Source organism: Bacillus sp. AFS001701, from assembly GCF_002559405.1.
GTDB lineage: Bacteria > Bacillota > Bacilli > Bacillales > Bacillaceae_G > Gottfriedia.
Map to the genome: position 1 here is coordinate 1 of NZ_NTZO01000755.1, position 440 is coordinate 440.

Consider the following 440-nt stretch of genomic DNA (forward strand, 5'->3'; position numbering starts at 1 on the left):
TTAAAAAAGAATATTGGGGATTAAGTTTAGGGAAGTTATTAATGCAATCATTAATTGATTGGGCTAAACAAAATGATCTAACTCGAAAAATTCAATTAGTTACGAATGAAGATAATCTTAAAGCCATTCAATTGTATAAAAATTTAGGATTTGAAATTGAAGGGGTAATGAAAGAAGAGACTTATATAAATGGAAAGTACTGTAATACTGTAATGATGGGGTTATTTATTAAATAGTACTGAAAATAAAAAGGTTAAAGGCTCTATTATAGACACTCAAATGAATAAAGTTTTAAATCTACTTGCAGACAAACGACAATCCAATTAGAGCATTTACATAATTAGAAAGATTATGATTTTATAAAAGTGTAAATATGATTAAAAATTTATTTCTTAATTTTTCATTTTTACTATTTTTCTTAATTTGGGTTTAATCGAATT

Annotated in this window: 1 protein-coding gene; it reads left to right on the top strand. The window is 24.1% G+C overall.

Features of this window, described 5'->3' with window-relative positions:
• Nucleotides 1-236 (top strand): GNAT family N-acetyltransferase (locus CN514_RS25020; RefSeq protein ID WP_141529542.1); only part of this gene is annotated, 236 nt, incomplete at its 5' end.
• Nucleotides 237-440: the final 204 nt, after the last annotated feature.